This window comes from Janthinobacterium sp. JC611, from assembly GCF_018682595.1.
In the GTDB taxonomy this organism is placed as follows: Bacteria; Pseudomonadota; Gammaproteobacteria; order Burkholderiales; family Burkholderiaceae_D; genus Janthinobacterium.
This window is the reverse complement of the sequence record NZ_JAFLJN010000005.1, coordinates 92,500-115,985: the sequence shown is the minus strand read 5'-3', so window position 1 is coordinate 115,985 and position 23,486 is coordinate 92,500. Positions and strand designations below refer to the sequence as shown.

16 protein-coding genes are annotated in these 23,486 nt (G+C 61.5%); 5 read left to right on the top strand and 11 right to left on the bottom strand.

Features of this window, described 5'->3' with window-relative positions; genetic code table 11:
- Positions 1 to 9 precede the first annotated feature (9 nt).
- From J0O65_RS06430 to J0O65_RS06415, 4 genes are all read left to right on the top strand, one after another.
- Positions 10 to 1,626, top strand: coding sequence for a type VI lipase adapter Tla3 domain-containing protein (locus tag J0O65_RS06430; protein WP_215405214.1), 1,617 nt, complete (start codon positions 10 to 12; stop codon positions 1,624 to 1,626).
- A 13-nt stretch (positions 1,627 to 1,639) separates the two neighbouring features.
- The gene (locus J0O65_RS06425) at positions 1,640 to 1,906 is read left to right on the top strand and encodes a PAAR domain-containing protein (protein ID WP_215405213.1); all 267 of its coding nucleotides are present in this window, start codon (positions 1,640 to 1,642) and stop codon (positions 1,904 to 1,906) included.
- Between the two features lie 85 nt (positions 1,907 to 1,991).
- Positions 1,992 to 2,657, top strand: coding sequence for a hypothetical protein (locus J0O65_RS06420; RefSeq protein ID WP_215405211.1), 666 nt, complete (start codon positions 1,992 to 1,994; stop codon positions 2,655 to 2,657).
- A 38-nt stretch (positions 2,658 to 2,695) separates the two neighbouring features.
- Positions 2,696 to 3,130 (top strand): DUF695 domain-containing protein, encoded by a 435-nt coding sequence (locus tag J0O65_RS06415; RefSeq protein ID WP_051992096.1) that lies wholly within the window; start codon positions 2,696 to 2,698, stop codon positions 3,128 to 3,130.
- Here the strand turns inward: J0O65_RS06415 and bla are convergent, their stop codons facing one another.
- Together bla and J0O65_RS06405 are read right to left on the bottom strand one after the other, a co-directional pair.
- Positions 3,131 to 4,024, bottom strand: coding sequence for a class A beta-lactamase (gene bla / locus J0O65_RS06410; RefSeq protein ID WP_215405209.1), 894 nt, complete (start codon positions 4,022 to 4,024; stop codon positions 3,131 to 3,133).
- Entirely contained in the window at positions 4,017 to 6,695 is a 2,679-nt protein-coding gene (locus J0O65_RS06405; RefSeq protein ID WP_215405207.1) for a hybrid sensor histidine kinase/response regulator, read from the bottom strand. Before J0O65_RS06405 ends, bla begins: the two co-directional genes overlap by 8 nt.
- 488 nt (positions 6,696 to 7,183) lie before the next feature.
- Between J0O65_RS06405 and J0O65_RS06400 the strand changes: the two genes are divergently transcribed.
- Positions 7,184 to 9,415: a TonB-dependent receptor gene (locus tag J0O65_RS06400; protein WP_215405199.1), complete on the top strand. Its 2,232-nt coding sequence runs from the start codon at positions 7,184 to 7,186 to the stop codon at positions 9,413 to 9,415.
- 74 nt (positions 9,416 to 9,489) lie between these two features.
- Here the strand turns inward: J0O65_RS06400 and gluQRS are convergent, their stop codons facing one another.
- The 9 genes from gluQRS to tssF all read right to left on the bottom strand — a co-directional run bounded on the left by gluQRS (position 9,490) and on the right by tssF (position 23,469).
- Positions 9,490 to 10,404 (bottom strand): tRNA glutamyl-Q(34) synthetase GluQRS, encoded by a 915-nt coding sequence (gene gluQRS, locus J0O65_RS06395; protein WP_215405197.1) that lies wholly within the window; start codon positions 10,402 to 10,404, stop codon positions 9,490 to 9,492.
- A 540-nt stretch (positions 10,405 to 10,944) separates the two neighbouring features.
- Complete coding sequence (locus tag J0O65_RS06390) at positions 10,945 to 11,412, bottom strand: hypothetical protein (protein WP_215405195.1); 468 nt, start codon at positions 11,410 to 11,412, stop codon at positions 10,945 to 10,947.
- A gap of 198 nt (positions 11,413 to 11,610) precedes the next feature.
- Entirely contained in the window at positions 11,611 to 12,018 is a 408-nt protein-coding gene (locus tag J0O65_RS06385) for a hypothetical protein (protein WP_215405193.1), read from the bottom strand.
- A gap of 53 nt (positions 12,019 to 12,071) precedes the next feature.
- Positions 12,072 to 17,081 (bottom strand): RHS repeat-associated core domain-containing protein, encoded by a 5,010-nt coding sequence (locus J0O65_RS06380; protein WP_215405191.1) that lies wholly within the window; start codon positions 17,079 to 17,081, stop codon positions 12,072 to 12,074.
- Positions 17,078 to 18,376 carry a DUF2169 family type VI secretion system accessory protein gene (locus J0O65_RS06375; RefSeq protein ID WP_215405189.1) on the bottom strand — a complete coding sequence of 433 codons (1,299 nt, stop codon included), beginning with the start codon at positions 18,374 to 18,376 and terminating at the stop codon, positions 17,078 to 17,080. Before J0O65_RS06375 ends, J0O65_RS06380 begins: the two co-directional genes overlap by 4 nt.
- Before the next feature lie 2 nt (positions 18,377 to 18,378).
- Positions 18,379 to 19,050, bottom strand: coding sequence for a bacteriophage T4 gp5 trimerization domain-containing protein (locus J0O65_RS27830; protein WP_251373542.1), 672 nt, complete (start codon positions 19,048 to 19,050; stop codon positions 18,379 to 18,381).
- Positions 19,044 to 20,519 (bottom strand): type VI secretion system Vgr family protein, encoded by a 1,476-nt coding sequence (locus tag J0O65_RS06370; RefSeq protein ID WP_251373540.1) that lies wholly within the window; start codon positions 20,517 to 20,519, stop codon positions 19,044 to 19,046. Before J0O65_RS06370 ends, J0O65_RS27830 begins: the two co-directional genes overlap by 7 nt.
- A gap of 77 nt (positions 20,520 to 20,596) precedes the next feature.
- Positions 20,597 to 21,649, bottom strand: coding sequence for a type VI secretion system baseplate subunit TssG (tssG, locus tag J0O65_RS06365; RefSeq protein WP_215405187.1), 1,053 nt, complete (start codon positions 21,647 to 21,649; stop codon positions 20,597 to 20,599).
- Positions 21,613 to 23,469, bottom strand: coding sequence for a type VI secretion system baseplate subunit TssF (gene tssF, locus J0O65_RS06360; RefSeq protein ID WP_215405185.1), 1,857 nt, complete (start codon positions 23,467 to 23,469; stop codon positions 21,613 to 21,615). The genes tssG and tssF overlap by 37 nt, the downstream gene beginning before the upstream one ends.
- Positions 23,470 to 23,486 lie beyond the last annotated feature (17 nt).

Here is a 23,486-nt window from a genome sequence, read left to right as displayed (position 1 = left end):
GTGATAGCCATGATGACGCTACGTTGGTTGGGAATATCATTAGTTGTTGTAATTTTAATTTTTGGTTTTTTATGGCTCAATGCCTTATCGAAGGGCCAAGCGCGTGAAATTGCATCCCAGTTGCAGGCGCAACAGCCAAAGAAACCTGTGGAACCGAGGCAAGAGTACGTGCTGGAAGTGATCGGATTGGGTGTGACGCTGGACAAATACCGTCAGGGTAAATTGTGGGAAGCCTTGCAAAAAGGAAGTGCTTACACCAGCATACGCGAACAAGACCCCAAGAAATACCCATGGACCGGTGATGACAAGGATGGGGAGGGCGGCAGCAGGGCCTACGATGCGCTGGAAAATGGTGTCAATTTTACCCCGTTATATTGGGGACTACCATCGTTCTATGCAGGTACTCCCATCCTCGACCCGACCGCGCAACCGAGCTTGATCGAGCCGATGGCGGGACTCGTGGCTGGCGCTGGCACCTCGGGTATGGCTTGGCACTTGTTTTCGATTGCTCCCTGGAAGCTGGATGAACATCCCGACCAATTGCTGATTGATGTGTTTGATTTTTTCGATAAGCATCCTGACGTACCCTACATCGTTTTGCACTCCGAGGACAGCGTAGGCACGCGGGATGGCAACCGGAAGCCAGGTACTGCAAGGAAGTTGCAAAACGGATATTTCATTCCAGATATGCCGGATGCCACGGCAGTATTTATCCTGGCGCGTCGAGAGCGAATAGAACCGTTGCGCCCTTTTGTATGGGATGACCCTGAGAATAAGTTCGTCCAAGAGCAATTTCGCGCCATGTACTACAAACTGATGCAATCGCTTCCTTCACGCGAGAAACAGAAACGACCTGAAGCCTTCAGCGAACGTCAACCCACCGTCGCCGAATGGCTCGCCGCCGCCGCCGCCTTCGCCCAGCGGCCCGATATCCGCGGCGTGGGCTTGCATACCTTCGATAAACTCAATCCTTGGGAAAATCGCCCGCCGCGCGACTGGAAACCGACGCCGTGGTTTCCCATTCCGTGGAACCGGGAACAGATGGAAACCTTCGACCGCCTGCCCTCGTTCGGCTTCGTGCACCGGCCCGTATTCGTCAAGTTCGCGGATGAGGAGGGCAAGCCCGTCACGCGGCGTGACGCGCGCCAGAAGCTATTCAATGCGGGCTGGCAGCAGGCGTTGCAGACCTTGCCGGAAGCGCAGCGCGGCAAGGGGCCGGCGCGCATCGTGGCGGGCACGGGAAACCAGCCGGAACAGTTGTTGATGTTGGAAAGCATGCTGCACGATTACGCAGCGCAGGGCGGGCCGGAAATCGACAGCGGCAAGAGCGCGCAGTTCATCAATACCGATCGTCGCCTGGGCAATACGGGGGCGGCCACCTTGTTCATGCAGATGGCCATCGGCGTGATGGGCAGCTATCGCGACGGCGGCGCCAGTGCGGCGATCAATCTGCGCGACAATAATGAAGCGAGCATCATCTTCGTCACGCCGCCATCGGCCGCCACGCGCCAGAAACAGGATGCCAACGGCGATATCTTCCGCAGCCGCATCACGCCGGCCATCGATCCGGCCAACTATGCGGCGCCATCGGTGGAAGCCATCCTCGAAAGCGCGGCGGGACAATAGTTCGGGAGGCAGCATGCGCAAAGTCATCCGCTTGGGCGACGCCACCTCGCACGGCGGCAAGGTGGTCAGTTGTGCCGCCACGCATTTTACGGTCGATGGGATTGCCGTCGCCTGCGTCGGTGACCTGTGCAGCTGCCCCATCAAGGGGCATCAGGGCTGCAAGATTGCCAGCGGCTCGTCCCGGCACAGCATCAACGGCATCGCCATCGCCTTTGAGGGCGACAGCACCACCTGCGGCGCCAAGTTGCTCGCTGGCGGCGCCAGCTTGCGCACCTCCTGACGCGGCGCGCTCCTGGTATTTCCTGGTAACTATATAATCGGCGCTTGGGCGATACCCGTCCCTGAACGTCGATTGAAGGAATGCCATGCCCAGATATATCGTGCGCCCTTTGGCGCTGTGTGTAGTGTCGGCCGTCTGTTTCCCTGCCATTGCCGCCGAGGCGGTGGTGGGGGGGGATGCGCAGCAGCGCGCCTCTTTGCTGGCGTTTTATGCGCAGCAATACCCGGGCGAGCCGGCTGCCCGTACCGTGTTCGAGAGCGTGCCCGTGGTGGGCGGCAATGGCAGCGAAGTGGTGGGCAGCGTGGAAACGTCGCCCTACCGTGGCCATGGCGCGCTGTGCCGTACGCAGCGCACCAAGTTCGTGCTGCACGGCGAGGGCAAGCAGGCGCGCTGGCAAGAGGCAGGCATGGAATATTTCGCCTGGCTCGACCGTGGCACCTGCCGCCCCGTGGCCGAACCCGTGCGCATGCTGCAGCGCGTCCCCGATGCGGAACTGGAAGGCGTGCTGCTGTACCAGAAGCCGCTGCTGGAGCGGGCGCGGTTATTGATGGCAGGTAACACGGCCTGCGCCCCGCTGCGCGCCTTGAAATTCTCGCTGGCGGCCGTTGACGTGGGCGCCGCCGCGCCGCGCGCCGAAGAGCGCTATGCGCTGGTGTTCAAGAGCGACCGCGACAGCTACGCGCGTGTCTGGCTGCGCAAGAGCGGCGCCCAGTATGATGCGTGGAATGTGACTTGCCCGCCAGTGCTGTAAGCTGCGCACCCTCGATTGTTTTTTTGACTGTTGCAACCATGAACGAAAATTCCACTTCCGCCCGCAGCTGGGGCACCATCGTCACGCATAGCGACGAGATGGCCATCATCTATCGCTACGTCGACGCCTTCCATGACGACTGGGACCTGTCGTCGCAGCCGGACCGGATCATCATCGCCTGGCGTTACGAGGACGAGACGGGCATGCCCGCGCCGAACGAGCGCGAGCACATGGAAGAGCTGGAAGCGGCGCTGGCGCCCGTCGTGGAAGAGGACGGCTTTGCCACCCTGGCGCTGGTGTCGACGGGTGAAAACTTGCGCGAATGGATTTATTACACGCAGTCGGGCGAAGAGTTTTTCAATCGCCTCAACACGGCGCTGGCGCCGCGTCCGAAATTCCCGATTGAAATCCGCAGCGCGGCCGACCCCGCCTGGTCCACGTATGCGGGCTTCATGGCCGCGCTGCCGAAGTAATCAGGCCAACGCGGCCGTCACGATGCGCGTGGCCGCCGTGATGATGTCCTGGTTGGTGTCCGCTTTTTGCTGTTCGCGCGTGTAGTACACGGCGATCACCAGCGGCGCGCCGCTGGCCGGATAGGCCACGCCGATATCGTTGACGCTGCCATACGCGCCCGAGCCCGTTTTATCCGCCACCTGCCAGCCGGCCGGCACGCCGGCGCGGATGCGCTTGTCGCCCGTTGTGTTGCCGCGCATCCAGGCGTCGAGCTGCTGGCGCTGTGGCGCCGGCAAGCTATTTCCCAACAACAACTGCTGCAAGCTGTGCGCCATCGATGCGGGGCTGGCCGTGTCGCGCACGTCGCCGGGGATGGCGCTGTTCAATTCCGTTTCCCAGCGTTCCAGCTGGAACACCGTATTGCCGATGCTGCGTGCATACGCCGTCACGGCTTGCGGCCCGCCTAATAGTGTCATCAGGAAATTGGCCGCGCTATTGTCGCTGTACTGCAAGGTGGCGGCGCACAGGTCGGCCACGTTCATGCCGTCGGCCAGATGCTTTTCCGTGATGGGCGAGTAGGTGACCAGTTCCTTTTTTTCGTAACGCACGTGCTGATCCAGCAAGCCGGGCTGGCTGACGCTGCGGGCCAGCACGGCGGCCGCCAGCATGGCCTTGAAGGTGCTGGCCAGGGGAAAGCGTTCGTCGGCGCGATAGGCAACGCGCAGCTCGCTACCCTGGCGCCAGGCGGCCACGCCGAGGCGCCCGCCCGCGGCCTGTTCCAGCGCGGCCAGCTGCGTCCGGGCGGCGGCGATGCTGGTGGCGGGCGCTGCAAACAGCAGCGGAGTCGGGCACAGCAGGGCGGCGCCGCCGGCCAGCAGGAGGTTGCGGCGGAGGTGGTTCAGGGATTCAGTCATGGTTTTCTGTCGGTGTTTTTGGAGTGGAAAGGGTGGCCAGCAATTCGCCGATGGCGAGCAGGCTGGCCGGTTTGGTCAGATGGTGGTCGAAGCCGGCCGCGCTCGATTGGCTGCGGTCGTTTTCGGCCCCCCAGCCCGTCAATGCGACGAGCACGGCGGCGTCGCCGGCCGGTGTCCGGCGCAGCGCGCGCGCCACCTCGTAGCCGTTCATGCCGGGCAGGCCGATGTCGAGGAAGATGACGTCTGGCAAGAATTGCGGCGCCATCGCCAGGGCTTGCGCGCCGTCATGGGCCACTTGCGTGGCATGGCCCATCATGTCGAGCACGGCGGCGAGCGTATCGGCGGCATCGACATTGTCATCGACCACCAGCACGCGGAAATAGGGACCGTTGGCGGCGCCCGCCTGCGCGGCCGGCGCGGCGGGCGCTTTCGCTTGCTCTTCCAGCAGGGGCAGGCGCACGCTGAAGGTGCTGCCCAGGCCGGCGCCGTGGCTGGCCGCCGTGGCGCTGCCGCCATGTAGCTCGGCCAGGCGCCGCACCAGCGACAGGCCGATGCCCAGGCCGCCTTGCGCGCGCCCCATGTTCTGTCCCACCTGGGTGAACATGTCGAAGACGGTGGCGATCGACTCGGCGGGGATGCCCACGCCGCTGTCCTGCACCTCGATCAGCGCCTCGTCGCCATCACGTACCGCGCGCAAGCTGATATGGCCGCCGGCGGGCGTGTACTTGGCGGCATTGTTGAGCAAATTGCCCAGCACTTGCGCCAGCCGCGTGGGGTCGGCTTCGATCGGCAGCGCCTGCTCATCGAGCGTTACCTGTAACTGGTGGCGGCCCGCTGCGATCAGCGGCATGCTCGTTTCCACGGCGCCCGCGATGATGGTTTTCAAGTCCGCGCGTTCCAGCCTGAGTTCGATCTGGCCCCGCGTGATGCGGGCCACATCCAGCAAATCATTGACCAGATGCACCATCTGATTGACTTGCCGTTCCATCACGTCGCGCACTCTCGCCACGGTGGCGGGCTTGTCGGCGGCCAGGCGCATGATTTGCAAGCCGTTGCGGATGGGCGCCAGCGGGTTGCGCAGTTCGTGCGCCAGGGTGGCGAGGAATTCCGTCTTGCGCCGGTCCATCTCGGACAGGTTGTCGGCCAGCTGGCGCAATTGCTGCTCCGAGCGCTTGCGCTCGCTGATGTCGCTGAACAGCACGGTCAGCAGACGGCTGCCGGGGCCGCCCAGGCGCGCGGCGAAGACTTCGAACCAGCGCTCCATGGCCACGGCTTCGTTTTCGTAGCGCACGGGCTCGCCAGTCTTGACGACCTGGTCGTACAGGTCGAACCAGTGCTGGTCGTGGTCGGGCACGAAGCTGCGGATGGTCTTGCCGATGGCATTGACCAGCCCCGACTGCTTGACGAAGGCGGGGTTGCCTTCCAGGTAACGGAAATCGATGGGGCGGCCTTGCTCGTCGTACAGCATTTCGATCACGCAAAAGGCTTGGTCCATCAGCTCGATCAAGGTGCGGTAGCGCTCTTCGCTGCGGCGCAGCGCATCTTCCACCTGTTTTTGCCGCGTAATGTCGAGCAGGACGCCGGGCAATTGCAGGGGTGTGCCATCGGGCGCGTATTCCGCGCGGCCCCGCGCGATGAGCGAGCGGTACTGGCCATCGCCGGCCGCGACGCGGTAGCTGGCCTCGAACGGCGCGTGCGCGTGCAGCGCCTGGGCAATCTGCGCGCTGACCTGCTCGCGATCATCTGGATGGATGAGCTCCAGGTAGCGCGCCAACGGCGCCGCCGTGGCCGCACCGGCATGGACGGGGAACAAGCGCGCCATATTGCTGTCGGCCGTGACCCGGTCGGCCACGATATCCCAGTTCCAGGTGGCCACTTCGCCGGCCGCCAGGGTCAGGCGCAGGGTTTCCTCGTTTTGCTTGCTGGCCGTCAGGTCGAGCGAGATGCCGGACAGGGCGATCACGTTGCCGGCGCCATCGCTGGCGCAGGTGCCGCGCATGTGCGCCCAGTGCAGCGAACCATCGGGCCAGCGCACGCGGATGTCGGCCTCGAAATCGCTGGCGCTGGCGATGGCTGCATGCACCACCGCCTGCCAGTGCTGCAGCTCGCCGTCGAGCATGGCGCCCGTCAGCTGCGCGTAATCGATGTGGCTGTCGGGCGGCAAACCCAGATTGGCCTTGAAGGCATCGGAGCCGGCCATGCTGCCGCTGCCCAGGTCGATCTCCCAGGTGCCCATGCGGCCGCCCTGCATGGCCAGGCGCAGCCGCTGTTCCGTCTGCCGTTGCTGCGTCACGTCGCAATGCGAACCCAGCCATTCAAGAATGCTGCCGTCGGGTGCCAGCACGGGCAGCATGCGCACGAGCATGTTGCGGTAGGCGCCGCTGACGTGGCGCAGCCGGTATTGCGCTTCGAACACGCTGGTCAGGTGCGATGGCATGACGTAAGGCAAGTTGCGGTCGTCCGGATGCAGGGCGTTGACCCAGCCGCGGCCCAGCAGGTCTGCCTCGGTCTGGCCCGTGAAGGCGCGCCAGGACGGCTGGTCGGCATCGAACTGGCCGAAGGTTTTCGTGCTCCAGACGATGTCGCAATGGGCGCTCAGCAGCAGATGCGCCGCCTGGGTGGCGACGGTGGAGGAAGGGACGGCGTTGCTGGGCTGGCTGGGTTCTGGCATGGATAGGGTACGTAATGGTGCGGCGCACCGCAGTTGCACTGGAATGGGGCGGCCTGGCAAGGTCGGGTATGGCGATATTACAGTCAATTGCCAGCCCGGGGGTGTCCTCCAGGGACCGCGTGACCGCTGTGTGGAAATCGCGGCGCTCGGGCTGGAAAATGGCAAAACAGCGAGCCATTGTGGCTGAATAACCACTAGTCAGGCCTTTATGTTGATGAATGAATATTTTACATAACAATATTCTTGCAGCGCATAAGGCGCTTGAATTAAATTGGCGCCTTACTTAAAAGTTGGTGTTCATCAGACATCCCGGAGATGCGGCCAGAACCGCTGTCAGCTTGGACGACAGCCAGGGCAGAGCCAGTGACGCCGAGAGCGGAGAAACATCCGTTCGCGCTGTTGCACCGAAATGGTGCAAACGATCATCCAGTGCCGTACATAACCCGGAGACAGGTTTCGCAATTCTTTTTAAACTTCTGGGAAACAACATGATCAAGATGTCCAAGATGCACAAGCGTTTGTGCGCCAAAAGCGCTGCTATGCTGGCACTGTCCGCTGCCTTGCCTATCGGCTCGGCTTACGCTGATGAAGTCGCTGCTGATACGGCGCCTGCCGCCAGCCAGCTGGAAACCGTGACCGTGACGGCGCAGCGCCGCAAGGAAAATATCCGCGACGTGCCCGTCTCCGTGTCGCTGCTGCGCGACGAAAAGCTCGACGTGCTGGTGTCCGGTGGACAAGACATCCGCGTGCTGGCCGGTAAAGTGCCGAGCCTGAACGTGGAATCGTCGAACGGCCGCACCTTCCCCCGCTTCTACATCCGCGGCTATGGCAATACCGACTTCAACATCTTTGCATCGCAACCTGTTTCCCTGATTTACGACGATGTCGTGCAAGAAAATCCTATCCTCAAGGGTTATCCGATTTTCGACGTGGCTGGCGTGGAAGTGCTGCGTGGCCCGCAAGGCACCTTGTTCGGCCGCAATACGCCTGCCGGCGTGGTCAAGTTCGAATCCGTCAAGCCGAACCTGGACAAGGTTGAAGGCTATTACAACGTTTCCGCCGCCACGCACAACACGACCAATTTCGACGGCGCCGTCAACGTGCCGCTGAGCAAAGAATGGGCGCTGCGCTTCTCGACCCTGCGCCAGCACCGCGACGATTACGTCGACAACACCTTTACGGGCCAGAAGAATGCGCTGGACGGCTACAATGAACACGCCGAGCGCGTGCAACTGCTGTACGCACCGAACACCACGTTCAACGCCCTGTTCAATGTGCACCAGCGCAATACCACGGGCAGCGCACGCATCTTCTACGCCAACATGATCAAGCAGGGCACGAACGATATCGTCGACGGTTTCGACCCGAACAAGTCGTTCACGAATGCCCCGAACTTCCAGCGCCTGCGCACCAACGGCGCCAGCGCCCGCCTGAGCTGGGACCTGGACGGCGTCAAGCTGTACTCGATCACCGGTTTTGAACAGGTTGGCAATTACGTGTCGCATGGCGATATCGACGGCGGCACGCCGACGGGCCCAGGCTTCATTCCTTTCCAGGTTGAAACGGCCGGCGGCATCACCAGCGTGAAGCAATACTCGCAAGAATTCCGCGCCGAATCGAAGAATGCCGGTCCGCTCAACTGGCAGGCAGGCGTGTACTACTTCAACGAAGATGCCAACGGTTTCACCGACAACTTCGATACCAACACGCACGTGCTGACCACGCACCTGGCCAGCCGCCAGAAGAACTCGGCCTGGGCAACGTTTGGTTCCGTCAACTACGCCGTCAACGATGACTTCATGCTGCGCGCCGGCTTGCGCTACACCAAGGACAAGAAGGATTTCAACACGGTGGAAGCGACCAACATCGTGCAGGTCAACCCGACCAGCGCCGATGTCAGCAAAGCCAAGGTCAACTGGGACTTGAGCGGCACCTATAAATATAACAAGGATGTGAACTTCTACGGCCGTGTCGCCACCGGTTTCCGCGCGCCAAGTATCGCCCCGGCCAGCACCAGCGTGCCTGTCACCGTGGCCGATGCGGAAACGATCACCTCGTTCGAAGCCGGCATCAAGGCCGACCTGTTCGAGCGCCGCGCCCGCGTCGCGTTCAGCGTGTACGACTACCAGGTGAAAAACCAGCAGCTGACGGTGGTGGGCGGTACGTCGAACGTGACGCGTTTGATCAATGCCGCCAAGACGAATGGCCGCGGCGCGGAACTGGAACTGGAAGGTTTTGTCACGCCTAGCCTGAAGATGTCCCTGGGCGGCAGCTATAACTTCACGGAAATCAAGGACCCGAGCCTGTCGATCGCCACCTGCGCCCAGACGCGTTGCACCGTGACCGATCCGCTGACCACCGGCAACCGTGCCATCATCGATGGCAATCCATTGCCGCAAGCGCCGAAGTGGACGATCACCGCCACGGGCCGCTATTCGATCCCGATGGAAAACGGCGAATTCTTCGTCTTCACGGACTGGGCTTACCGCAGCAAGATCAACTTCTTCCTGTATGAGGCAACCGAGTTCACCGGCAAGCCGATGGTCGAAGGTGGCTTGCGCGTGGGCTACACCTGGGATGCCGGCAAGTATGAAATGGCCGTTTTTGGCCGCAACATCACCGACACCCAGCGCATCACGGGCGCCATCGACTTCAACAACCGCACGGGCTTCATCAATGAGCCGCGTCAGTTTGGGGTGCAGTTCAAGGGCAACTTCTAATTGCCTGATACCAGGTGCCGGCCATGTGCTGGCGCCTGCATTGCTACCCGCCCGGTTCGCCGCGGCGGGTTTTTTTATGCGTGCTCGGGAAGCTGCGCCAGCCGCTGCGCCCACGCGGGAATCGCTTGCCGCCAGAAATCGTCGATGGACTCGGCGCGTATGTCGAGACCGAGGAAGCGGGCGGCCGGCAGCAAGGCTGACGCCAGCAGGTGGGCAGCATTGCTTGCCGTATCGAAGGCGAGAGCGCCCGTCTGCTTCGACAGTTTTTCGCCGCTGTCATTCGTGACGACGGGCACGTGCAAAAAGCCGGGATGCGGCAGACCCAGCACATCCTGCAGATACAGCTGGCGCGGCGTGGAATCGAGCAAGTCCGCGCCGCGCACCACCTGCGTGATGCCTTGTGCGCCATCGTCGACGACGACGGCCAGCTGATACGCCCAATAGCCATCGCCGCGCAGCACGATGAAGTCGCCCACTTCGCTGGCCAGGTCCTGCCGCTGCGGACCGGCCCAGCGGTCGGCAAACGCGTACACCGCATCGGCCCCCTGCGGCACCCGCAGCCGCAAGGCCCGCGCCGCCTTGCCCGGCGCCAAGCCATGGCGGCACGTGCCCGGATACACGGTAGCCGCGCCCTTGGGCCCGCCCGCTTGCAGCACCGAATCCTGGATCTCCTTGCGCGAACAGCCGCACGCATACACAAGGCCATCATCCTGCAACAGTTTCAGCGCCTCCTCGTACAGCGGCAAGCGCCGGCTCTGCCACGTCGCCTCGCCATCCCACTGCATGCCGCAGCGCTGCAGGCTGGCCAGGATGCCCAGATCGGCGCCCTCGACATTGCGGTCATAGTCCAGGTCCTCGATGCGCAGCAGCCATGTTCCATGATGCACCTTCGCATCGAGATAACTGGCCATGGCGGCAACGAGCGAACCCATGTGCAGTGGGCCGGAGGGGGAGGGGGCAAAGCGGCCGATGTAGGGGGAGGAGGGCATGCGGTGAGTGCGGATGGTGGCGACAGCTACTGATGGTTGATTGCTCCGGGTGGAGAGCTTTGGCGACAGCGGCAAGTATCGTGCAGGGCGTCGGGCAAGTCAAATCTTGGCCTACTCTTGCTGTTGCTTAATTTATAATCAAGTGCGTAACGTTATCTTCGGCATATGAAATTTCTTCGTTACAGTAATGCGGATCGTTGAGCGCTCTGAAATGGAAATCCTTGTCGAATTCCTTCGTTCTGAACTTGCTACTTAACAGCGCTACAACGCTCCCTTTCTCTGGCCAGTCGGAAGAATGCAATGCTATCAAGGAATTTCCAAAAGAAATTTCATCAAGGATAAATATTCTTGATTTTAGAGGCACTTTCTTCAATAAAATCAGCCATCGTATATCACTTGACTTTGGGAAAAACTTTCACCATTTTTTATGAATTCCATTATTCGTTGCTGCGTCTCTATCGATTTTTCTATATTGACGTGCGATTTGTAATCGTTACTTAATTTGTAATCGTCATTTATTTTCGACATGATGACTGATTTTCAGGCTGTTTTGTACTGCAAGATTATGCAGGAGGATGATGCTTTTATGTCATGTCGTACGATAACGCTTCCCCACGAAAACTGAAATACTATTTCTGATAGTCCCTTTATCTGACCCGGAATGCCAGACTTTATTTGAATTTTTTTGACTAACGATGATTCACTCACGCCGTTGCCTACAGAATTATTTTCAAAGTAATGAATTAATATGCAATCTATTTTTAGGAGCTTTTCTTTTATAATAATTAACTCAACAATGTGGTCACCTATCCAGCCATTAATATCAAAAAAATATATACCTTGTCCTGTTTTTCCGGGTTGGATATGAAATATATTGACAATGTTATTTATGAAATGTTTTGCTGGAGATTTTTTCGATAATTTAACTTCTCCATTGATGATCAGTGATCCATCAATAAAATCAAAAAAAGAGCCTGTTATTTCAAATTTTTTCACTTTATTATGCATGATTTCTAATGATGCATCTTGGAATTAATGATCGCAGTGGTCAGTACGGTTCGTAGAGGAAAATATTGTTTCCCATCGGAACTTCCACGCTTAGAAGATAATCGATTTACTTGCGAAAAAAATATCCATCTTTAAATTTAATGTTAGGGTGGATATTCATAATTTTTTAAATTCTGCCATGCTGCTACCATTTTCAGATCAATCAACTATTTTCCAAGACATTCCAATGGACGTCATCGCTGATTGAAGAGATGCTGAAGCTGAGATATTGCCCCATGGAAAATTAAATGCGGAAAATGTTTTTTTTCTCTCATCAGGTTCTTTACCTAAGACTTCAGCAAGTAATTTGTCTAAACTGTTTTTGTCGGCTATTAATTGGTTTTCTGTTATGTCGTATCCATATTTTTTTGTGTTTCCTCCATCCCACGATAGCCAAACACTCGTCATGCGATAATTTTCAAAAGTAAAATTTATGCCAAATTCAAATTCATTCAAGCTTCCGCACGTTGATAAATTATGCACATAGGTGTTTGTTTGAGTGTCTTCTATTTTAATGTTATTTTCTTCTGCTGTTTTTGTAAATTCATATTCTTTAAGTGGTGCCATTATTATGTTGTCCAATAGTAGGTAACCATCTTTTGTGTCAAAGGATATTTTTTTCATTTTCTTAAGGAAATTATTTTTCCAGTATCAATTAAACTTTTTTTGTCTCTGTTTTCTAAAAATAATTGTTGCGCACCTCCCGGGCCAAAATTCGGATTGTTTCTTGATACTCCCTCTGCCATGCAAGTATCTTCTTTTAATACGTAGACATGAAGTTGGGTGCGCATGGGACGAACGCCTTTATGCTTGGAATTGTCAGCATGTGCTACCTGTACCGCATCGTTGAATTTTCTCGCCTCACCATTCGCCAAAACTGCATCCGCCTTGGAGAAGTAATTTCCCGGCGCAGGTCCATGTGGATATAAAGTAAATAACACGGTTCCCTTTTTTACGACAACATTAGTATAAATATCTTGACCTAAATATGGATAATTATGCGGACCTTGCCAATTTCTAGCTTCACTAGCCGGATCACGACCTGTACATGCGTTACAAATCGGATTTTTAGGACAATTCTTTGCGTTTTTCGCCAGTCCTAATGGATCAATCCACAAAATCGGGTTTGGCGCGTATTGATAGCTGTTCAGTCCACCAAGCAAGCCAATCGGATCTTGTGTCACATACCTAGCTACATCTGGATCATAGTAGCGATACCGGTTATAAAAAAGTCCAGTCTCTTGATCCTCATACTGCCCCTGAAACCGCAGCGGCTGCTCGATTTCCCCTTCCACATGCAGCAAGCGCCCCCAGGCTTTGTAGCGCCCGCTCCAGACCACGTTTCCTTGCGTATCCGTCAGCTCGCGCGGCGTGCCCAGGTGATCGCAGTGGTAGTGGGTGATGCTATCGTGTGCCGCCGCGCCGTCGGCTGCCGCCTGGATGCGTTGCCATGCCGATACCTGCAGCGCTTCGGTGTCCGCCTGTGCTTGCGCAATGAGCGCCTGCAGTTCGGCGTCGTGCCGCGTGGCGGGTAAATCCCACTGCGTAATGCGCGGCAGGTAAACCGCACTTGCCTGGCGGCAGGTTGGCGAACTGATCCTGGCCAGCGGCACGAAGCTGTCCGGCTCGTACAAATATGTGACCGTTTCTTCGTGTCCAAGTTCCTGTGCCAGCGTGTCGCCGTCCCACACGAAGAAGGTGGTGGAGGCGCTTGTGCGTGCGGGCTGATCCGTGGTGATGTCTTGCCGATTGCTCCAGCGTGCTTCCTCCACCCGCTTGGCGATGCGGCGGCTGAAGGCGTCATAAAAATAGCGGGCGCGGTGGCGCGACTGGCGTTGCGTCCTGGTGGCGTGGCTGAGGCGGTTTTCGGCGTCGTATTCAAGCGCCAGGTCGCTCCACGTCGATTCCCTGCCCGGTGGATGGAAGCGCTTGCCGGTGGCATTGCCTTGCTCGTCGTAAGCGTATTCGGTATCGCCGTAGTGTTTCAGGACGTTGCCGGGGGCGGGAGCCGTGTCGAGCAGATTGCCGGCCGGGTCGAAGGCGAAGCGTTCGGCCAGGCCCGGTTGCACGGCGGACAGCAACTGGCCGACGGGGTCATAGGCGTAGCTGAGTTTGCCGAGCGGGCCGGCAGCCGTGGAACCCGTTTGGAAAATAGTGGTCAGGTTGCCTTGGGCATCGTAGTCGAAGCGGCGTTCGCGCACGGGGACGGGCGCGTCGGCGCCGCGTGCCAGGGTCAGCTGGGTGAGCCGCGATTGCGGGTCGTACTGGCGCGTGGCCAGCAAGCCGCTGCTGCCCAGCTGCCGCTGCTTTTCCCGGTGCAGCTTGTCGCGCTCCACGTCGACCACGGCCTTGCCTTGCCACAGCACGCCATGCCAGTGGCCGGAGCCATAGCGCAGGGTGTCGATGCGGCGTCCGTTCGGCAAGACCGTCTGGATGCGGTTGCCCAGTTCATCATAGGCATGCGTCATGACAAAACTGGCGTCAGGTACGCGCGGGGCATTCGGCAACCGTGGAGCTTCGGGCAGCGTTTGCATAAAGCAGGCGCTGCGCTCCTCGATCAATTGGCTCAGCGCATCGTGGATAAAGCGCTGTTCGGCTTGCGGGGCGGACACGGCCGTCAACCGCCCCAGCGCATCGTAGGCGTAGCGCACCACGCCGTCCGCCGTGGTCTTGACTAGCAACAAACCGAGCGCGTCGCGCAGCAACTGCGTGCGCTGGCTGCCGCACTCGGTGGCGGTCAGGTTGCCGGCCTGGTCGTAACTGTATTGCGTACGCTTGCCGTCGAAGCCCGTTTCCGACGTCAGCCAGCCTTCCGCGTGATACGCGAGTTGATAACTTTCGCCCTTGGCGTTGATCAATTCCGTCAGTTGCAGCGCGGCATCGTAGCGATACTGCACGGTCTGGCCGATGGCGTCTGTGCGCTCCACGGGCAAGCCCTGGCCGTTGTAGCGGTAGCGCGTCTGCTGGCCGGCGCCATCCTCGTGCAAGAGCAGATTGCCGTCCGCATCGTAGGTGTATTGCTCCTGGGTTTGATCGGGCGCCGTGAGTCGGATCAGCCGGCCCAGCGCGTCATAGGCATAGCGGGTGGCATAGCCCAGCGCATCGCGAGCCGCTTCCAGCCGCCCCAGCGCATCGTAGCGGTATTCGCTGGTATGGCCGGAACAGTCCGTGTAGTTGGTCAGCGAACCCTGGCGGTTGTACTGGAAATGCTTGCTGCCACCCCTGGCGTCGATCCATTCCACCAGTTGGCCGCGCTCGTCGTAGCGGTAACGCGTGACGCGGCCCAGGGCGTCCGTGATGCTGACGGGACGGCCTGCCGCGTCGTATTCGCGCAGGGTGGTGTGGCCCAGCGCATCCGTGAAGGCGATAGGCTGATTTCCGGCATCGTATGCGATGCTGCTGCCGTGTCCCTTGGCATCGGTGCTGCGGGTCAGGTTGCCGGCCGCATCGTAGGTATAGCGCATGGCGGCGCCATTGGCATCGATATCGGCCAGCAGCATGCCATCGCGGTCCCATTCGCGCCGGCCCAGCGAGGCAGCCTTGCCATCGATGACGCGGCGCACGTCGGTGACCAGCCAGTTGGCGTCGAAGGTGTAGTCGAGGACGCCGCCGTTTTCCGTGACGCGGCTGGTGTCGTTGTCCACGTAATCGATGCGCATGTGCTCGCTGCCATCGCACGCCCGGGTGGCGATGGCGCGCGCCTGGTAACTGTTGGCCAGGGTGATGGGGAAACGTTCGGCCAGCTCCGGCTCGCTCAAGGGTGAACCGCTCCAGCGGGCGCGCAGCGCGTCCAGGCTGATCCACTCGAGTTCGTAGGCAAAGCCCGTGTAGCTGCTGCATGAGGTGAGCAGGTGGTGACGATAGGCATAGCGGCGCGTATCGCCCAGCGCATTCGACTGGCTGACCAGGTTGTGGCGCGGTGGGAAGGGCGGCTGGGCATCGTTCGTCTCGACGGCATAGGCGTAGCGGACGTGGCAGAGGCGGCTGCCGTCGGGCAATACCTCGTCGATGCTGCCGATGTGGATGGCCGTTGCCTCAGCTCCGCGCATGGCTTCGAGCACGCCGCCATCGTCGCTGCGCAGGCGCAGCAGCACTGCGCCCGCTTTGGCATCCATGAAGCGTTCCATGCTGATGCCGCGTCCATCGCGCCCCTCACTGCGCACCAGTGCAAAGCGCTGCGTGGCGACGGGAGCGGACGGGGCCAGCATGGCGTTGACGCCGTCGTAGCCATGCGGCAGCCAGCCGCTTTCCGCGCGCGCAAAGAGGTCGATGCTGCCGTCGCGCCATAGCACGGTAAAGGTGTCGGCACCGTCGCGCGTGAGCGTAAAACCTTCCTTGCGGCTGTCGTGCCGCTGGCCCGGTTCCAGGCCCGGCAGGCGCAGGGCGCGGCCGCTGTCGTCGTGGTAGACGATGCCGGCCTCGCATAGCGACAGGCTGGTGGTGTAGGGTGTGGACCAGCGCGCGCCCAGCAAGCCCCCGTCCTCGTATTCAGCGCCGGAGCGGTAGCAGCGCGTCCAGGCGATGGGGATGCTGCGCTCGAGCGCGAAATCCGTTTGGTACAGGATTTCCTGCCCCGTGCCGAAATGCACGGGCTTGCGGCCCTTGACGGGCTTTTTCGCGGGGCCGCTATCCTTGGGGCAGCAGTCGGAAGGCGGCTCCGATTTCGGTTCTTTCTTGCCACGGCTCTTGCCGTCGTCGCCGCCGTTTTTTGGGGGAGGTTTGTCGAGTTTCGGGGGCGGCTTGTCCGGCTTTTTGCCGACCAGCTTGTCCTTGACCTTGTTGATGGTCGGCGCCGCTTTTTTACCGAGGAACTTGCTCAGTATTTTTCCGCCGGGAATCTTGCTGAAGAGCGCCGTTTGCAGTAATGTGCCTGCCGCATTCGTGACGATGTCCGAGGCCGTATTGAGTAAATCAGGGGTCTTGCCTGTCAAAATGTAGTCGGCCGCCTGGTCGAGCACCGTGGCCGACGCTTCCATGGCCGTGCCTGTCGCAACGGTCGCCGTGCCGGCAACGGCGCCTGCCGCCGCCCCCGTTTCCATCGCGGCGGCAACGGGGGCGCCGACTCCCGTGGCCGCCACGCCAACGCCAGCCACTCCCAGCACGGCGCTGCCTGTCAGCACGGTGCCGCCCACTTCCACCAGGTCTTCGGCGGCGCCATGCATTTTCTTGGAGCCGTGATCCTTGTAATCCTGTGCCGCTTCCCGTATCGCCGCCTTCAGTTCCTTGAGCATGGGCTTGGCCGCCTCCCCACCCCGTTCATAAATCTTGCCCACCGTATTGCGCGAATTCATCCACACTTCGCGCCCCATCTGCACCAGGCTGGCGCCGTTGGCGCGGTGGATGGGGCTGGCGACCTTGGTGTCGACCTGCTTGCCGACGGTGCCGCTCTTGACGCCGCCCGCCTTGCCGGCCGCGTCGCCCTTGACGGTGGGAATGGTGCTGCGCTGGTGCAGGATGACGGGCTCGCTGTGCGACTTGACGTTGGGCGAGGCGTTCTGCGCCTCTGAAAATTCGCCGATGATGTTGTAGGGAATAGGGGGCGTGCTGGAGCCGACTGGCGTCTTGCACATGTCGGGGCTCAGGCTGACGCAATAGAAACGCGAGGCCTTGGTGACGGTTTCATTCGTCATGGTTGCTTGCCTTGCCCGGCGGCTTCGCCTAGCGCTTCCTGCGCCTGCTCCAGCAGTTCGATGCGCGCGATTTGCGCCGGCTCCATCACGTGCAACAGGCGCGACGCGACCTGGCCCGCGTCGGCCGGCACGATGGCGCGCCACACCAGTTCCACGGTGGCCGCCTCGGGGTCGACCAGCACCGTATCGATGGCCAGGCGCCAGACAAGCAACTGGTCGTTCTTGTCTGCCAGCAGCAAACACAGCACCTGCCGTGGCAAGGCGAAGCGCAGCACCGTGTTGCCGCGCGGGTCGATGCGGGCCGAGCGATGGTCGTGGCGGCACAGATTGGTCAAGCTGAATTGTTCCAGTCCGGCCAGGTACGGGCATTGCTGGTCGGGCGGCGTGCTGTTCCAGTACGCGAAATCGAAGTCCTCGGGCAGGGAGGGGATATCGTCGGCATCCCATTGATCCTTGACGACGATGTTGCCGGCCAGCGCGCGGCGCGGCAGCCAGCCACGACCGACAGCGGCCAGCCCCGCCGGTGGCGGCAGCTCCTTGCCGCCCGCGCCTTGCCAGAACTGGGCGGCCGTGCACGGCAGCGACGGCTGCGTGATACGGGGCGCGGGCACCTCGTCGATCTGTTTCCCATCCAGGTACCAGTGCCGCGCGAAACCGCGTCCCAGCGGGTTGGCCTGGCAGGAATCGTGCGCCGCCGCGTTGCAGTCATCGGCCTCGATGCGGCATTGCCCGCCATACGCGTAGCTGTAGTGCAGCGGCAATTGCAGGAACGCTACCGGTGCGGATAGCTGCCACGGATTGGGCCGCAGCAAGCCCAGCGTGGCGACGCGGGCACAGCCCTGCGCCAGGCGCGTCAGCATGGCTTTCTTGCGGAAGGCACGCTCGCCGCTCACTTGCAGGGTCTTGTCGACCAGAATCTTCTTTTCCGACTTCACCTTGATATTGACGAGAAATTGCGGCATGGCCTGGCCGCGCGGCGCGTGCGCCACGCCATTGATGATCACGTCGCAACGCGGCTTGTATGGCGCGAAGTCGCTCTCCTGCACGGTGCCCGCCTGCGTGTCGCCGTCCAGGTGCCGGTCTTGCGTGACCAGCGGCGACTGGCGCGCCATGGGCAGCAGGCTGGCCAGGCCATCCGCGCCGCAGGGGCCGAGCGTGTAGCCCATGCGCGCCACCACCACATGGAAGGCCGCGCCAAACTGGTCGACCATGTCGAACTGGCTGGCCGCGTGCGGCGTGCGGTTGTCGAACAGCAGGTTGGGGATGTTGAAATGGGCTGTGCCGGCGTCGTTCATCGTCAGCCCGGATTGTTGTCGATATCGTCGCCATGGATCTGCACCTTGGACCTGCCGCGGATGATGATTTCATCGGCAACGAGTTCGATGCGTCCCGGCGTGATGGTGATGCTGGACGTGCCGACCGTCATCGTGTGCGAATCGGTGGCCGTGAGCGTGCTGTCGGCGCCGACGATGACGCTTTTCGCCAGGCCGATCTGCTCGGCCTGTGCCAGCACCACGGTGGTGTTCATGGCGCCGATGACGGTGGTCTGGTAGGCGGCGCCGATGGTCAGCACCTTGGCCAGGCCGATGGTTTCGTCCTTGGCCAGGGTCACCCGTTCCGAACGGTGGCCGTCGATCTGCACCTGCTCGTTGCCGCCCACGTGTTCGCGGCGGTTGTCGCCAATGTCGATGTGCTCGTCATGGTCGACGCGCTCACGGCGGTTGTTGTGCACGGTGATGTCTTCATCGTGGTCCACCGTTTCCGTGCGGTCGCGCTTGACGTGCACGGTTTCATCGCGGTCGACGGTTTTGCGCCGGTCGTTGCCCACCCAGTGCGATTCGTCATGCTCGACTTCAATGCGCTGGTCTTTTTCCGCATGCAGCCACAGTTCTTCCGCATCCTTGCGGTCTTCGAAGCGCAGGGCGTTGGCGTGCGCGGTGGAACCTTTTTTCGAGGATCGGCTCAGCATGCCGCTCTGCGTCTTGTTGGCTGGCAGCTCCCACGGCGGCATGTTGCGCGCGTTGTAGACGCAGCCGATGATGAGGGCATGGCGACGTTACCGTCGAGAAATTGCACGGCCACTTCCATGCCCACCCTGGGCAGGCTGATGTGGCCGAAATTCGGGCCGGCCCAGGTCGACACCACCCGTATCCACGGCGAACTCTTGTCGTCGAAAGTGCCCAGGCGGTCCCAGTGGAATTGCACTTTTACCCGTCCGTAACCATCAGTGTGGATTTCCTCGCCGGGCGGCCCGACGACGGTGGCCGTCTGCACGCCGTAGATCTTCGGCTCGCGGCTGTGGAAATTGCGTCCCGGGCGCCAGGGGACGGCGCGGGCGATGCACGTAAATGTGTTGCTGTAGTGCGAGGTGGCGCCATGTCCTTGCTGGTAGTTGTTGCTGGCGTAGTGGTGCACGGACAGGATCAGGTACTCGCTGGCCGCGCTGTCGAAATGCCCGCCCAGGGTGAACCAGCGTCCCGGTTGCGCCGTGCGGTCGTTGCCTTGCGCCTCGAACAGCTGGCCCTGCGCGTCAACCTCTTCCATGCGGCGCTGCGCCAGCGCCTCACCGTCGTCGAGGTTCTTGAAACCGTAGCTGCCCGTGTTTTCATACACTTCCAGAGACGGCACGGCGCCTTGCCGGTTCAGCGAGTCGCGGCTGGCGCGGGCGCCGCGCGGTTTCTTGAAATTGAAGCTGGCCACCGTCATCTGGCTTGGCGCCATGCGCCGCACGGTGCTCCATTGATGCACGCCATCATCTTCCAGGGAACCGGCCTGGTGCTGGAAGGGGATTTCACTCAGATCACCGTCGATGGGCTTGCCGCTGGTGCTGTCGTCGGACAGCCACAAGGTGTGGCCGTCAGGGCGGTGTTCGTAGCGGTAGTGCCAGCCCAGTTGTTCCCAGTGGCGGTGCAACAGGTTGTGGTCGCTCTCGTTGTGCTGGCAAGTGTAGGTGATGGCGGGATCCAGGCCGCCGGCGGCCAGCTTGTAGTCGCGCATCAGGTAATCATCGAAGACCTTTTCCGTCAGCGCCGCCACCGTCAAGCCGTGGAAGGCGACATTGTTTTGCCGCAAGTGCAGATGCGACAGCCACGGTTCCAGCACCATTTCATAGAAGGCGAAGCCGCCGTCCGTGCGCAGGAAGCGGAACTCGAACACATAGCCATTGAAGTAGCGCAAGGTGCCGTCTTCTCGCACCAGTTCGATGGTCACCATCTTGCCCATCACTGTGTCGAGCGCGATGGCGGCATTGTCGGATAGCACTTCCACCACATAGGAAAAATCGCGCGACAGGCTTTCGCTGGCGTCCAGGCTGTTGGCCAGAAACTGGATGCGGGCCGGGCCGTCGCCATGCGGAAAGTGCAGGCGCAGCAGGCGCTGGCCCTGCATGTCGCCCAGTAATGCCGTCCATGCCGCCGTCGTATCGGGGAACTGGCTCATCGCGCATCGCTTCACGGTAGGAATCGTTGACGGACTGTAGCAATAGCGAACACTGGCGTTTTGCGCGACCGCAAGGATCAATCATTGAACGAGGGCATCAATTGCATTTCGTAATGCATGTCGTCGCGGTGGCGCGGCGCGGCGTCGTTGCCGAGAAAGCTGTTGCAGCCGAGGCCATCCTGAACGCCGGTACGCAGGGACAGGCCATGCACCTCGCCGGCGCGCAGCACCAGCACGATCTGGTAGCGCACGAGCGGCTGGCCGAACAGCATCAGCATGTGCCGCAGCGTCTCGCTGCCGGGCGCACGCGGCAGGAAGCTGGCATGCTGCCGCGCCGTGAGCGGGCCGAGGCGCAGGCGCACGGCCAGGTCGGGGCGGCGGCAGCGCGCGCCGACGGTGGCGTGCTGGCCCAGCACGGCATTGGCCATGCCCAGCGCCGTTTGTTCGCGCGGCGCCAGCACGTCCATGGCGCCCGTCGCCTCGTCGATATGGCAGGGCACGCCGAAGTGGTCGGCGAGGATGCGCGCCATGACGATGGATGAGATGTTGCACTGCTGCAGCAAGCCGCTGTACAGGCCGACCGCCGCCTCATCCTGGCCCGGGTCCTGGCCCGGCTGGCACGCGGCCAGGTCCAGCAGGCGCGACAGGAAGGCGCCGTCGTGGCCGGCCAGCTCGATGCGGTATTTGTGCCAGGCCTGGTAAAACAGGGCCACGGTGCGGCTGGAAAACAGGTCGAGAAAAGCCCGCGGGCTATTGTCTCGTTCGCCATGCTGGTGCGCGGCGATGCGCTCCGAATAGTGGCTGGGCAAGCTGCCCTGGCAACCCAGCAGGCCCATGAAGGCGGGCGTGATGTGGATGTGCTGGCCGTGGCCGGACAGCAGCGCTTGCAGCAGGGCGTCGGCATCGGCCATGCCGTTGGTCGCGAGCGCCTCGACCTGGCTTGCGGGAAAGCCCAGCGAGACGCTATTGTCGAAGCGCAGGACCTTCGCCAGCGCCGTGCGTTCATCGATGCCGTGTTCGGCCAGCCACGCCAGCAGCAGGCGCAGCGCCTGGAAGCACTCGAAGCGCTGCGGCGCGTCGAGCAATTGCTGGATCACGCTGGCGTGGCGTCGGCGCTGCGTTCCGGGCATCGCAGGATTTCCTCGCCGCTGCGATGGGACAGCAGCGTCAGTTGGCTAAAGCAGTTGAGCTGGCTGTTCAGGGCGAAATAGCGCTGCAGCACCTGGGCAAAAATATAGATGCTGCAGCTGCCGAAGGCTTGCTCGTCGATGCCCAGGCGAATGGCGATGCCCGGCATCAGCGTGGGGAACGGCACGGTGGGCATCCACGCGCGCGTGCTGCCGTGGTCGAGCGTGACGATGCCCTGGATCAGGCGCTGCGTGGCGGGCGAGCGGGGCAGGTCGTACAGGCTGAGCATTTTCTGGAATTCGCCCAGGCCCGCTTGCGTCAGGCTGGAGTAATTGAGCGACAGGTGCGCAATCAGGCGCCAGTGCGTGTCCGCCAGGAAGCGCATGCCGGGTGACGGTTTGCGCAGGAAGCGCGCGGGGATGCCGTCGGGAACGTCCTCGGCCAGCAAGTCGCCGCCGGGCAAGCCGTAATGCAACTGCGTGGGCAAGTCGCGGTTGCTGCACAGCAGCTGCGTCGAGACGGTGGCGCAGGCCGCGCTGCTTGGCGAAAACTGCGGGTCGATCAGACTGAGCCGCATTTCATGGCCGGGGCTGATGGCCGCCACGGTTTCGTCGCGGCGCGCCAGCCAATACTGGCCATGATGCTCCTGCTGATGTTCGGCCTGGGCGCCTTGCAGCGAGGCATACAGCGGCAAGAAGGTGCTCAGGCGCTCGCCGGTCTCATCCTTGCGCACCACGGTGACGGCCTCGATGCTGTGGATGTCGTAGGCAAACGCATGCGTGGCATCGGCCACCAGGGCGTAGTCGGGCTCGGTATGCGTGAGGCGGATCGGCACGCCGGACTTGGCGAACAGATTGACGACGGGCGTGCATCCCAGCAAGAGGTTGTCGCGGCTGACACCGGACAAGAGCCGCGCCTCGTGGCTGTCGCTGCGCACGCCCTTGAGCGGCAGGTGCAAGGTGAATTGGCGGCACTGTTTCGGCAGCAAGGGCGCCAGCAGGGACCAGGCAATATCGATGAAATGGAATTTTTCCGGAAAGGCGAAATACTCGGTCAGCAGGCGCAAGGCCGGGTGCGAACGGGACGAGAAGGGGATCAGCGCATCGTTTTCTGCGTAGCCGGCCGGCGCCAGCGGCGTGCCGTCGACGGCTTGCCACGGGCCGTGTTCGTCCAGCGCCACGTACGCGCCCGCGCCGCGCAGGAACAGGGCGTCGAGCAGGGCCGCGCGCACGGACGGTTCGCCATCGGCAAACAGGCGCAGACTGGAAAAGCCGGCCTGGTCCAGATGGTAAGGTTCGCTGCCGCTGGTGAATTGAATGCTCAGCAAGGCGCTGGCGCCGGCGGGCAGGCGCAGGCCGGGCGGCGCATCGATGAGCGGTGAGAAATGCAGGCGAGAAATGGCCAGCGGCGCCAGGGTCACGTCATACGCGCTGGTGAACTTGCACGCCACGCCCTGCACCGGTTGCGAGCGCAGCACCGTGCCGCGCGCTACATGCGCCACCTGGGCCAGCTGGCCGCCGCCCGGCGCTTCGTCGGCGGCGATGCGCACGATGGAGCAAGAGGGAAAGGGCCGCAGGTAGTGCGGGTACAGGGTGTCGAGCAGGGAATGGGTAAATTGCGGGTAGGCGTCGTCGAGGCGCTTGGCGACCCTGGCCGTGAGCAGGGCGACGGACTGGATCAGGCGCTCGACATGCGGGTCTTCGCAGGTCTCGCCGGCGATCAGCAGGCGCCCGGCCGCCTTCGGATAGCGGCTGGAAAACTCGCGCGTGTACTGGCGGAACAAGCCCAGCTCACGCTCGTAATACGGCAATAGTTGTTCCACGGTCGCGCTCTCCGCCT